This is a genomic window from Bacteroidales bacterium (assembly GCA_016707785.1).
Taxonomy (GTDB): Bacteria; Bacteroidota; Bacteroidia; order Bacteroidales; family UBA4417; genus UBA4417.
This window is the reverse complement of sequence record JADJGZ010000001.1, coordinates 143044-156640: the sequence shown is the minus strand read 5'-3', so window position 1 is coordinate 156640 and position 13597 is coordinate 143044. Positions and strand designations below refer to the sequence as shown.

The window sequence follows — 13597 nt, the reverse complement described above, 5'->3', positions numbered from 1 at the left end:
ATTGGTTGTAAAGTATACATCCCAAATCAGTCGTTATTTCTGAATTTTTACTGAGAATTCAAGGCTTCCATCTTCAACACCGGTAACATTTGTCACCTTGAGAAGCCCCAATTTGCCTGATGCAAGTTTAAATGCATATACATCACCAGCAGTCAATAATTTGGCTTTTTTGAATTTGTTATCCGGATCGAAGGATGCAGCAATAAGGGCATCATTAGTAACCAGATCAAATAGTGTTGCATTCAGGTCTGTCTTTGTAAAATAGGTTACATTCTTCGTTGTGTATTCTGAAGGAGCTGTTCCCCCGGTAAAAATACCATTAATGTTGGAACCGGGAGCTGCAAGAGCCATCAGGTTCACTGATGCTGCATTCTCATAGAAGCAGAACATATCTATATCTGCCTGGTGATTGAATGCTTCATCCTGAGTGTATGTGGTTGCTGCATTATTGCTGAAGGAAACAAATCCTTTTGCAGTAGTGTTATTTTGGGCACCTAAAGTTATTCCTGAAAAACTGTTGATTTCTCCAAAATTCCCGGTAACAGTGATAGAATCGGAATCAATATTTCCAGCGATATCAGTACTGACAAATTTCCATACTTCTTTATCAAGGAAAGTTTTGTATGAACCTATATTAATAGTGAAATCATGGGTTGAGATGGTAGAATCCACTACATTGGTTCCATTGGCATAAACCTGGAATTTTACCAGTTTATCTGTTCCATTGGATTTAACATGAATACCAAATAACATGGAATCAGCAAATGGCAGGGCTATATCAGATGAAATATAACCGGCACCGGTAGTGAAGGTTTGAACAGGAGGAATGGGATCTTCCTCTTTGTTACAACCTGAAAAAATAATGGCAGTTCCAAACAACAGTAGGATTGCAGAGAGAACCAGATGTTTCATAAATCAATAAATTTTTCGTTAAGAATTTGCATGCATATCGGTGGCAAATGTACATTAAATTGATTTCAGCAAACCGGAATACAAAAAAATATAATCCTGCTCTTTAGGGATTTTAACATATCAAATAATTTTCATGTATCAGGAAATGTTAACTTTGCACTTTGTTTTCATTGAAATGTCGAAGTGCTCCTTGCATCAGACACCGCTCATATCTAATCTTAAACAGGATTTGGAAAACATTCAACCTCTAGTTAAAGTCCTTGATGGCCGTAGTTTATACTATGCTTTCCTTGCAGGCGCACAGCGTGTTTTTGAGAACCAGGGACTGATAAATAAAATCAACGTTTTTCCGGTAGCGGATGCTGACACAGGTACCAACCTGGCCAGTATGATGCGCTCCATAGTTGACAGCCCAATTCCAACAGATAATATAAAGGTAACTGCTACAGCTCTTGCTGAAGCCGCCCTTGTTGGAGCCCGTGGCAATTCAGGGATTATTTTCGCACAGTTCCTTTATGGGTTCAGCAATGAAATTGAATCAGAAGTGGAATTCACGGTGGGTAACTTCGCCAAGTCGGTCCGCAATGCCGTTACCTATGCTTATGAAGCCATTGCAAACCCTGTTGAGGGAACAATGATTTCAGTAATCAGGGAATGGGCAGAGTTTATTTATAAGATGAAGGAATTGATCGACGATTTCGTTGAATTGCTGATCAAAGCTTTCCAGATTGCAAAAGATTCCTTGGTTGCCACAACTTCTCAACTTGAAGTTTTAAGAAAAGCAAATGTAGTAGACGCTGGTGCCAAAGGGTTTGTATTATTTCTTGAAGGAATGATTGATTTCTTTAAGAATCGCCAGACCATCCGCAAAGTTTCTTTGGCAGCCAATGAAATTACAATTCTTGACACCGACACTTTTTCTCATGAAGAGATAACTTTCAGGTATTGCTGTGAAGCCCTTCTTTCATTGGATGCCCATCCCAAAGAAAACAAGGACAGCATCCGCAAGTCGATTGAAGGTATGGGTGATTCTATGGTGGTTGCCGGTTCGGACAAGAAACTCCGTTTCCACATCCATTCCGATGATCCTATTGCACTGTTTGATATTGTTGGCAAAAGAGCTTCGATTACCTATCAGAAAGTAGATGATATGGTAATGCAAAGTGATATTGCCCATAACCGCAAATGGCCTATTGCACTTCTTACCGATTCAACCAGCGACATTCCGCAGGAACTGATTGAAAAATACCAGATTCATATTGTTCCTTTAAGCTTGCATGTTGGGAGCAGTCATTTCCTTGATAACACCACTATTTCGTCCGATAAGTTCTATAATCTTACTCGACACCTCCCCTGTTTATCCTACCACTGCACAACCTTCTTACAAGGATTTCATCAATCGCTACTCATTCCTTGGCACCCACTATGAGTCCACCATTGGTATCCATATCAGCCATGCATTCAGCGGCACTTTCTCAAATAGTGAGAGGGCTGCAAAAGCTGTAAGCGAACAATCTGGAAAACGGATTTCAGTTCATAATTCCAACAGGGTTTCTTCTGCATTGGGACTTATTGTTCTAAGGGTAGCTGAAGCCATTGAGAACGGAATGAGTCACGATGAGATCACTGCCCTGATTCCGGAATGGAACAAAAAATCCAGGATTCTGGTCAGTGCCAAGACTGTGAAATACCTGGTGAAGAGTGGAAGACTTAGTTATTCAAAAGGAATGATGGGCAAGTGCTTGGGTTAATCCTATCATTACCATGACTGAAGAAGGTAAGGGAGATACTTTTGGAAAAGCTTTCAGTGAAGCCGGCAGTATGAAACGGGTAATGAAGGAAATTGATTCTTTAATAGCCAGCCAGCAATTCTGGGGATATGCCATTTCTCATATCAGAAACGCATCTTCTGCTCAGTGGTATGCTAATCAGCTGGAGCAGCTTACCGGTGAGAAACCTAAATTCATCAACGACTGCAGCCCTGTTTTGGGTGTAAATGGCGGACCAGGGACTGTGGTAGTTTCTGTTATGATGAAATAGCACTCACATCAATATATTATTCAGGAAACTGATAGGGATAGGTCATAAAATCTATCCCTTTTTTTGTGTTTCCTTCAAAATCGAAAAATGTAGCATTTTCCCAGGAAGATCCATTCCCCCAGGGTGTCTTTAATTCTGAACTGATCCAAGCAGGTTCCCAAACCATTAACCCGTCACCTCCTGCTTTTATCACTTTATCAGTCAGGGCTACATAAAAATCATACTGACCCTTTTCAGTGAAGGGATAACCAGCAATGGCCGGTTGATTACCAAACAGGTTTATATAATTATCAGCCCCCTGAATAGTCCAGGGATAGACCGTTTCAACCACCATTACCTTTCGTTGGTATCGGTTTTTAAAGCGGGTAATGGCATTGCCAACATTAGCCAAAGGAGTATCCGTATGCCATAATGGATAGTATGAAAATCCCACAATATCGAAATCTGTTACTTTCGCTTGCTGTATAACCTGGTCAAACCACCATTCCACATGCCTGGGTTCCGCAATGTGAAGGATGATCTGAGTTTTGATGGCTGACTGGGAGGAAACATCCCTTACAGCCTTTATTCCCATATTCAGAATTTCTCCCAGGGCCTCCCAGTTGCCGTTACATGCATTTAAATCAGGGAAAGCTGCCGGGGCTGAAGTTATCAATAAACCACAGTTGATTTCATTCCCTATCTGTACCATCTCTGGCATCAGTCCCTGACTATCAAGATATTTTAAGGTTCGATATGTGAATTGATAAACTGAATCTTTGAGTACTTGCAGTGAATTGATGGATTGCCATTCAGAAGGGACATCCTGATGGGATGGATCAGCCCAGGTATCAGAATAATGAAAATCGAGGTTCACTCCCATTCCTAAAGATTTAGCCCTGCGAATTGATTTTTCCACATCAGCAAGGTCGCTGTACATTTGAGTTCCTTCAGCACCATACACTTCCTTTGTCCAAAGCGGGTGATTCCACAGCCGGATCCTCACCAGGTTACATCCATGGTTTTTGAAAATCAGGTACGGATCAACAATTTTCCCGGAGTCGCGGTAAATCCCACCATGATCCTGAACTTCATTAACATAAGAAAGGTCGGCTCCCATACAGAACTTATCCAGTGTATAAAATACCTTGTCAGATGTATCAGTGGGATCAGGAATTACAGGGTCATCTGTCTTCTTTGTACAGGAAGAAAGCAGGAAAAGTGCGAGACAGGACAGAAGCAGGAAGCTTTTCATCAGGACCAGTGCTGATTTATAGAATGAAGGCCAAAATTACGATTATTTTGCCCACCCCTGAAAATGCTAAAATGCAATGCAGATATTAATTACGTTGAGTGTTTTGTGAGGCCAAACATCAACCATTGGGAAAATCGAAAACCCCCTTGGGGACAAATGCCCCCCCCGGCCGCAGAATGAAAATGTAAATGCAAAATTCCTAAATCAAATAATTCAGGTTCCAGAATCAAGAACCAAATTCCAAATGAAAAAGGGGGTTTTTTTTTTTGGGCGCGCTCAAAATTAAAATCAAGTCAAATCTCAAACCAATTCCAAATCAAGTACCAAAACATCCCGGTGGACCAAATCTCAAGAACCAAATCCAAGTAGCAAATCCTAAATCTTAATTCCAAAAATCCGTAATCCGAAAATCAAATATTAGACATCAAACATCTTCCAATATAAAACAAAAAATATTTATCTTTCCGCTATGTTTAAGGAACACTTTACCCTCGCAGCTTTGCTCATTTTCTGCATGATGAGCTTTCTATTCCTTTTGGCAACAATGAAAAAGGACAATTCTATTATTGATATTTTCTGGGGAATTGGATTTATCCTGATTTGTTTTTCCGGATTAATGGTAGATCAGGTTTACACAGCCAAACACATTCTCTTGAATTCACTGGTGGTGATATGGGGATTAAGGCTATCCATGCACATCTATTTCAGGAACCGTGGGAAAGGTGAGGATTTCAGGTATAGAAACTGGAGGGAGACCTGGACCTTATTCCTTCTCAGAAGTTACCTGCAGATTTTCATGCTTCAGGGTGCCCTGATGCTGATCATCGCATCGCCTGTTATCCTGGTTAACTCCTCCCCTGACGGCAGTATAGGCTTTCCTGAAATAATGGGTACCCTTATTTTTCTTTTCGGATTCCTTTTCGAAAGCATTGGTGATTATCAGCTGAGAAAGTTCAGGCAGAACCCCGCCAACAATGGAGTACTGATGACCAAAGGATTATGGAAATTTACCCGCCACCCTAATTATTTTGGCGAATTTATTGTTTGGACAGGAATCTGGCTGATAGCGATCCCGGAAGTGGATGGTTTTTTTACCATCATCAGTCCTGTGATCATGTTCATATTATTAAGGTATGTATCAGGGGTGCCGATGCTTGAAAAAAAGTACCAGGGAAAGGCCGAATGGGAAGAATATGCTGCTTTGGTTCCACCCTTTTTCCCCCGAATCAGGAAAATGAAATAATAGCAGCTTTTGCCATCTGATCAATACAGAACCGAAACAGGTTTACTATTAGTCATCTGATGTACAGTTTCTTCTTTTAAGTATAACTCTTTCTAAGCAGCAAATTCTGCAAAGCATGAGTATAATTTGCTAATTTCGCTTTGAATTTCAGAAGCTTCTTCCTAAAAAATTGTGACGATCTTACTGATTATCAAACCCTTGATTAATAAAAGCCTATGATCAGCCCTCAGCTCATCCAACCTAAAAGCATTGTTATTGTCGGTGGCTCAAACGATATCACCAAACCTGGTGGAAAAGTCCTGAAAAACCTCAAGGACCATCATTTCAACGGGCCTTTATATGTTGTCAATCCAAAGGAAAGCAGCATACAGGGACTGGATTGCTATCCTTCAGTATCAGAACTGCCACAGGTTGACCTGGCCATTCTTGCTATAGCTGCAAGATTTTGTCCTGAAACTGTTGAGATTCTTGCAAGGGAGAAGTCAACAAGGGCATTTATCATCCTTTCTGCAGGTTTTCATGAGGAAAGTGAAGCAGGTGCCAGGCTTGAGGAGCAGATTGTTAATACCTGCAATCAATATGGTGCAAGCCTGATAGGGCCTAACTGCATTGGAATGATGAATCCGTTTCATACCTCTGTTTTTACTACTCCTATTCCTAAACTGGATTCTCAGGGCGTCGACTTTATCTCAGGTTCAGGTGCAACTGCAGTTTTCATTATGGAAGCTGCCATGCCTAAAGGACTCACTTTCTCAAGTGTTTATTCGGTAGGAAACAGTGCTCAATTGGGTGTGGAAGATATCCTGAAACACCTGGACGAGACCTTCGATCCTGAAAAAAGTTCGAAAATCAAGCTGTTGTATGTGGAGAGTGTAAACAAACCACAGATGTTACTAAAACACGCCTCATCGCTAATCAGGAAAGGCTGTAAAATTGCTGCTATCAAAGCCGGAAGCTCTTCGGCAGGCAGCAGGGCAGCTTCTTCACATACAGGAGCCCTTGCAAGCCCCGATGTGGCAGTGGATACACTATTCCGCAAAGCCGGTATTGTACGTTGCTATGGAAGGGAAGAACTGGCAGCTGTAGCATCTATTTTCATGCATAAAGAGCTAAAAGGAAAGAATATTGCCATCATTACCCATGCCGGCGGGCCTGCTGTGATGCTTACAGATGCGCTATCTTCAGGAGGCCTTGAAATCCCAAAACTGGAAAGCCCCGAACTCCTGGAAAAACTTTTCCCCGGATCATCCGTTGCCAATCCTATCGATTTCCTGGCTACAGGGACAGCGGAGCAACTGGGTGAAATCATTGAATACTGCGATAAGAAATTCGATAACATCGATGCCATGGCGGTAATCTTTGGCAGTCCGGGATTATTTGAGGTGTATGATGTTTACAAGTTACTGGATGAAAAGATGAGAAGCTGTTCCAAGCCCATCTACCCTATTTTACCATCCATTATCAATGTTAAGAACGAAATCGACTATTTCCTCTCTTTGGGCAGGATTAACTTTCCTGATGAAGTGGTTTTCGGCAATGCCTTGTGCAAAGTATTCAATACCCCTGCCCCTGCTGAGGAATTTACTCTGCTACCTGAAGTTGATGTTGATAAAATCAGGATGATTATCAACGATAATGAATCCGGATACCTTCACCCTGAAAAAGTGCAGGAATTACTGGATGCAGCCGGAATCCCAAGGGCCGGTGAAGCTGTTGTGAACAGTAAGGAGGAAGCCATTCGTGCAGCCAGCAAACTGGGACTTCCTGTGGTAATGAAAGTTGTAGGGCCAGTGCATAAGTCAGATGTTGGCGGTGTTGCCCTCAATGTGGATAATTTCGATAAGGTAGCCTCTGAATTTGAAAGGATGATAGTTATTCCTGAAACCACAGCCATCCTGATCCAACCTATGCTTACCGGACAATATGTTTATGTGGGAGCCAACTATGAGCCGAATTTCGGGCACATGATACTCTGTGGAATGGGTGGGATTTATATTGAAGTACTGAAGGATATTCAATCAGGACTTTCCCCCGTTTCTGCAGTTCAGGCATCACAGATGATTAAGCGTCTCAAGAGTTATGGCATTATCCGAGGTATCCGGGGCCAGGAAGGCATCAATGAGGATCTTTATGCAGAAGTTATCAGCAGGGTTTCAGCGCTTTGCGAAGCTGCTCCTGAAATCATGGAAATGGATCTAAATCCACTTATCGGCAATATGAAACAATTAGTTGCTGTTGATGCCAGGATTCGAATCCAGAAGTAAAGGCAAAAAGCAGTTATTCAGCCTCTAACCCTTTTGCCAGTTTTTCGCGATTATATAATTCTACAATCCTTACCATATCGTCGGGATGCAGTGCATTTGCCCTGTTAAGCAAAGCTAAGGTGATGGCAAGTGGAAAACTCGCGAGCAGTAAATACTTGCTTTCTTCCAAATTGGTCATATTAACCAGGATTGCACCCACAACAATTCCAACAGCAATACCCCGGGTGATTTTTTGCCTTTTCTGATTACTGAATTTTGATGCAAGGGTATATGCTTCCGGTGTTTCTTTAAGGTACTTTTCCGAAAACTCTTTTAAGGTTTCCTGGCTAAGGGAGATCATGGTTGATGAATCCTGTGCCAGTGTTACCATGTAACCAAATCGTTTCCAGTACCGCCTCATTCCCTTTATTTCAATGATCATATTGTTTCTGTATACTCCATTTTCAGGATCGTGACTTACCATTTCCACCCAGCCATTGGTCTGGGGAATGATACGGTAGGCATAAAGGTTCATTTTTCCTTTTACAAGTTGTTGGGCAAAAACGTAATTATCAGCAGAAACCTTGCAAGCCCGGTAATAGTTACCGCCTATTTCGGCAGCATAAATCCTTGATGCAGGGTAGTAACGTCCGGGAACACTCCAAACCGACAACAACTGATCTGTGAAATTCTTCCTGATGTATGCAAAATCCCTGAGAGTATCGATAGATGTCGTCCATATGACTGCAGGCTGATAATCAATAAAAGGAATATCATCCCGGTCGTCATCCGGAATAATTTTTTTGGAAGTTATGGAATCAGGACTAATGGAAACATCAGAAGGCGACGATTTACGTGTACTTACCTGACTGTAGACCTGCAAGTTGAATAGAAATACAAATAACAGCAGCATAAAGGAGAACTTGCTGAAGAGTCTGAGGTCAATGAAACTCATATATTTTGACTTATTCAATATTACAACAGATTGGATATCTAGCAAAACAAATCTAGTATATTTACCTGCTGAATATTACCGTCCCATGAAAAAAACAGACCTCTACCTGATTGCCTTTATCTTATTGTTATTCTGTCCTTTCATCTTCGTGCCATCCATTTACCAATTCTATAACGACTTCAACAGGGAACATGGCATGCTGATGAGTTTTATCAAGTTTGCTATACTGGCCACAATGGGCGAGATGATTGCACTTCGCATCCGGAAAGGGGTTTACAATGAAAAAGGTTTTGGAATACTGCCCAGGGCAATTGTATGGGGTTTCCTCGGACTAACGATTAAATTTGCTTTCACTGTATTTTCATCAGGAACTCCGATCTTCCTTGAATACCTGGGAATGGAAGGTGCAACGTCTATCATAAAGTCAGCATTCAGTGCTGAAAAGGTACTTGTGGCATTTTGCATTTCAACAGCCATGAACCTTGTATATGCACCGGTAATGATGACGCTGCATAAGATCACTGATATCCATATCCTTCAGACAGGGGGAAGTCTGAAAGGTCTCTTCACTCCTATCCCTTTTGGTGCGATTTTTCAAAAAATCAACTGGGATGTGCAATGGAATTTCGTCTTCAAAAAGACGATCCCCTTTTTCTGGATCCCTGCCCATACCATCACGTTCTTGCTTCCTATCGATTTCCAGGTGCTTTTTGCCGCATTGCTGGGTATTGCCCTCGGGCTTATTCTTACGTTTGCCAGTTTGGGAGGGGCAAAGAAATAGGTTACTCCTTATAACAAGGTCGACACGGTAATTGCGATTGCATTGGTAAGAATAAATCCGGAAATAATGGTGACGATTCCTACAACCTTCTTGTTGCTTCCCAGGTAAATTACAACACTCATGGCTGTCATGAGTATTAAGATAATGGCAATTGGCAGAAATTTTATGGCATGGACCTCATCAAATGCAAACATGAATGCAACAGGCAGGAAACCATAAACCATAAAAATCAGTATACTTTTGTCGTTTTTGACTTTCTGATATAATTGTATCAGGGGATTCAATGAAAAATGCAGAGTAAGAGCAACAAGCATAGTGATGGCTAATGGCAGTAATCCATAGAGTCCCAGGAGTTGCCTTCCCATAAGCTGAGGAATTGAGATACTTGTCAGGTATATGCTGGTCAAAATGCAGAAACCAATTGAATGGATGGTCCAGACAGGAAAATCTTTCACCCAACCCCAGGCGAATAGCAGGAACATTGAAAAGATTGAGATTATTAAAGTGGTGTAATAAACCGACTTATCCACTACAATAAAATCAAGAAACCACGAAATTCCTAATAGGCAGATCGGAATAATTGCAAAAATGGTGGTTTTGGATAGGGCCAGGCTTTTCATAAAGCATTCAATATCAGCAGAAAGTTTGTACTAACAGGTAGTATATCAAACTTTAAGGTTGCATACCATCCTACAGTAGTTTGCTTTATTTCAATATTTCAACCGGGAAATCATTCCCAAACCCATAACTTGCCGGGTATTGAAGGGTTCCGCTATATTTTTTCATCAGTTCAGGTACACCCTGCTGCAGGTAGTTTTTCAGGCCGTTCACTGTGATCATTTTGTCGGTAGCTGCTGATCCTTTCAATGCTTCGAGCAAAACATAAGTAAATGCTCCATGCCCTAACTGCGAAAACTCGTTTGCGTATTGTTGGGCTCCACTGGCTGCCATCCAGTGTGTACCGGTACTTCGCGAAACCACAGCAATACTCTTTTGCTGATCACCATCGGCTGTAAGCATTTCGTTAAAAGCACCAGCGCTTTGGCAGGCATCGAGGATAAACAACTGTTTCTGAGCGGCGATATCTATGGCATACTTTTGCAATATTTTCGCAGGTATACCTTTGGTTTCCAGTTCCGTTTGTGCATTTTTTAGATTGCTCACATCATTGGGTACCAGGTAAAACTCTTTGTCCTTTCCAATCACACCATGGCCGGCATAATAAAACACAAATACATCCAGTGGTTTAGCGGTTTTCTGAACTTCGGCAAATGCATCCAGAATACCTTTCTTATTGGCCTCATTATCAGTTACAAACCAGGTTTTTATATCAGATAGAACTGTTTTGGTGTCTTTTTCTATCTCTTCTTTAAAAGCAGTAGCATCGGCCAGGGCATAGTTTAATGACAACTTTTCATTCTGGTATTTATTGATTCCAACCACCACCAGGAAGAGCGTTGCATTTTTATCCACTTCATCAATGATACCATTTCCAACTTTTGGAGCAGGCAGAGTTCCTTCAGGCTTAGCTACCGACTGGTATTTAACCTGAATTTCATCCGGTTTGCTTTCTGTTCGTTGACTGTTTAGTGCTATGGCTCTGAAAGTATTTACACCCGGCATTAGAGTAATAGTATATTTTTTTGATTCTGTGTTTGTTACATCATCTGTTACAAACAATCCACGTGTAGCCAGGTTCACAATTTTACCATTGTGAAACAATCGGATTTCATCGATTTTATCGTTTTCAGCTTTTGCATTTACAGTGATTTGAGCTAAACCTGTTGTATTTGTATATGAAGGCATTCCCTCATCTTCCACAAATAAATTGCGGGTCTTCTGTTCGTACGAAATTTTTACAACGGGTGCTTTCTTCAGGTTATCAAAATCAATATCAATAGGAGAAAAACGTTCACCTGCCAGCAAGCGGGGTAAAAGCCTGGGTGTATAAAATTGTTCGTACAAAATTTCGAGCGGGAATGTATTCAGACCCTTTACAAAATAGATATCTTTCTGAGCTTCGGGAGAAGCATCAAAGTGCCCGTCGGGCATAACAACTGCCCAGTCGCCGGTAGCCGGCACAGGATAAAGTGTAGCCGCTAATTTTTTGGTTTCCAGGTCCCATAGTTTCACTTTGAATTCCTGCGTATTCGAAAACATAAAGCGGTTGTTCTTTGTAATCGTTATAGCGCGTATGTTTTCTTTTTCATTGAATGTAATGGTTTTAGATAAGTCCAGTTTTTGCTGCAGTATATCATAAAAATACACTTCCACAACCCCTTTATTCTGATCAGTAAATACCAAATATTTTTCATCGGCAGTAAAAGTCCTGAAACGAAAATGATTCCCGTTGGGCAATACTTTTGAAATTTGTCTTACAGTACCCGTGGCCACTTCAATTAGCAACTGACAATCATAGGAATAATTGCGACCATTTGTTTCATAAGGGTCCAGCGTAAGATAAGTGTCTTTGGACGAGAATACCATTCCAGCAGCAGTTTGCGAGTTAGCTGGTATTGTGAATGTTTTTATCAGGCTACCATTTGCTCCATCCAATAATTGTATTGAACTATACCCCCATTCATCTTTTACAATCCTTGTATTTGCAACAGCAATCGTACTGCTTGTATTGCTGAAAGCAGCTGCATCAATTTCCTTCTTTCGCCAAAGAATCTTTTTACTATCAATATCCAAAACTACCAGTTCATCAGTGTTAACAGGATCCGGGCTATCACTATATCGCCCTATGGTTTTATCTTCCAGGGTATGCAAAAGGTATTTATCATCATAGGAAATACTCAGAAGTTTTGAATCATCGTAACCCACTTGCTGTTTATCCTCAAAATCAATACTGGTTTTTGTTTCCTGATCAACTTCCTGCTGGTTTTTGTAAAATTTTGTCCCCTTACGATTAATCTGAATATGATACCGGGTGTAGGGACTATCCATTGAGGTAGTTGTTTTTATTGCCCCTGATGCCAGGTTCCAGTTTATGATCTTATTATCCTGCTCGATGTATAACCCGCTGACGTTTTCGAGCAACTGATGATAAGCCATATACGCCTGTGTTATACCTTTTAACCTGCTGATTACATTTCCGTTTTCGGCACTCAGAAACTGAAACACATTGTAATAACCAACCAGCACTTTGGTGCCGTCGTCGGAGAAACGCACTAATCCTCGGCGGGAAGCATATGAAACGGGACAAAGGATATCCGTTTGTGGCTGTTTCCAAACCTCCTTTTTAGTTACCAGGTTTACCATTAATTGGTGCTGTGCGCAAAGAATCAATAGTTTTTTGCTATCAGGTGAAAATCCAGCATTGTTCAAAAATAACAGGTTTGAATTGTCCCAAAGGTCCTGTCTTAGTTTATCCGCAGGGTATGAATAGGCATAAATGCTTTTTCCTGATTCAATTTCAATAATTTCAAGCGATAAATTATTGCCGGCCATAATGTACTTTCCATCGGGCGAAAACTGGGTGAATGTAATTTTTGGATAATCTGCATTCTCTTGAACCAGGTTGAATTTAATCACTTTTATAACCTCCCCGGTTGGCACTTTGCAAAGCTGTACTTTACTTTCATAGGCTATGGCAAGGAAGTTAAGTTTTTCGGAATAATGCTGCACAACATCATAATGCTCCGGTACAATCCTGCATAAAAAGCCTTTCTCGCGGGTATTTATAATTCCATTCTCGAGATACAAGCCTGATTTTCGGTAATATGAATAGGTAAATTTGTTTGACTCGTTCGTTTTTGTAACAGGCCCTTCACTTACAGTATTGCCTGAATAATCAAGAGTCCTGAATTTGTAATCATTAGTTACAACATCGATAGATTTATTGTCAAGGCCAAAGTCAGCAGCCAGTATATTTGGGAATGACTTTAATTGCTTTCCTGAACCCAATTCCCAAAGCATTAGTTCCATTTTATCATCCACGGTCAGTCCCAGTTTATTGTCGGGCGAAACAGATACCATCATAGCCAGGCCTTGAACACCTGATTTTATGACAAGTTCCGGCTTTTGAGCAAAGGACAGGAGTGGAAAGAAAAACAGAATTACAAGTAGTTTTTTCATAGGGATGGTGATAGAATTATAGAGAAACCACAAATCATTTTGCAGAAGAGAATTTGTGGGTTAGAAATTTTATTTCAGGGTTTAAATGTTGAGTCTGCTCCAATTTTAA

At 40.9% G+C, this 13597-nt stretch carries 10 protein-coding genes; 5 read left to right on the top strand and 5 right to left on the bottom strand.

Translation table 11 applies throughout. The features are described from left to right. Positions 1–33 precede the first annotated feature (33 nt). On the bottom strand, positions 34–912 hold the full coding sequence (locus tag IPH84_00625) for a hypothetical protein (GenBank protein MBK7171743.1): 879 nt from the start codon (positions 910–912) through the stop codon (positions 34–36). A gap of 145 nt (positions 913–1057) precedes the next feature. On the opposite strand from IPH84_00625, the gene IPH84_00620 reads away from it, so the two are divergent. Further along, entirely contained in the window at positions 1058–2341 is a 1284-nt protein-coding gene (locus IPH84_00620) for a DAK2 domain-containing protein (protein MBK7171742.1), read from the top strand. A gap of 335 nt (positions 2342–2676) precedes the next feature. Continuing rightward, positions 2677–2952 (top strand): DegV family protein, encoded by a 276-nt coding sequence (locus IPH84_00615; GenBank protein ID MBK7171741.1) that lies wholly within the window; start codon positions 2677–2679, stop codon positions 2950–2952. Positions 2953–2968: 16 nt separating this feature from the next. Here the strand turns inward: IPH84_00615 and IPH84_00610 are convergent, their stop codons facing one another. Further along, positions 2969–4186, bottom strand: a complete 1218-nt coding sequence (locus IPH84_00610; protein MBK7171740.1) for a glycosyl hydrolase 53 family protein — start codon at positions 4184–4186, stop codon at positions 2969–2971. Between the two features lie 514 nt (positions 4187–4700). Here IPH84_00610 and IPH84_00605 point away from each other — a divergent pair. Both IPH84_00605 and IPH84_00600 read left to right on the top strand, forming a co-directional pair. Beyond that, positions 4701–5429 (top strand): DUF1295 domain-containing protein, encoded by a 729-nt coding sequence (locus IPH84_00605; protein ID MBK7171739.1) that lies wholly within the window; start codon positions 4701–4703, stop codon positions 5427–5429. A 215-nt stretch (positions 5430–5644) separates the two neighbouring features. Continuing rightward, positions 5645–7693, top strand: coding sequence for an acetate--CoA ligase family protein (locus IPH84_00600; GenBank protein MBK7171738.1), 2049 nt, complete (start codon positions 5645–5647; stop codon positions 7691–7693). 13 nt (positions 7694–7706) lie between these two features. Here IPH84_00600 and IPH84_00595 read toward each other — a convergent pair whose 3' ends face one another. Beyond that, the gene (locus IPH84_00595) at positions 7707–8627 is read right to left on the bottom strand and encodes a hypothetical protein (protein MBK7171737.1); all 921 of its coding nucleotides are present in this window, start codon (positions 8625–8627) and stop codon (positions 7707–7709) included. Between the two features lie 85 nt (positions 8628–8712). Between IPH84_00595 and IPH84_00590 the strand changes: the two genes are divergently transcribed. Then, a complete protein-coding gene (locus tag IPH84_00590) occupies positions 8713–9408 on the top strand; it encodes a hypothetical protein (protein ID MBK7171736.1) in 696 nt (231 codons plus the stop codon). Positions 9409–9416: 8 nt separating this feature from the next. Here IPH84_00590 and IPH84_00585 read toward each other — a convergent pair whose 3' ends face one another. Then, complete coding sequence (locus IPH84_00585; protein ID MBK7171735.1) at positions 9417–10028, bottom strand: hypothetical protein; 612 nt, start codon at positions 10026–10028, stop codon at positions 9417–9419. Between the two features lie 85 nt (positions 10029–10113). Continuing rightward, positions 10114–13488, bottom strand: a complete 3375-nt coding sequence (locus tag IPH84_00580; GenBank protein ID MBK7171734.1) for a caspase family protein — start codon at positions 13486–13488, stop codon at positions 10114–10116. Positions 13489–13597 lie beyond the last annotated feature (109 nt).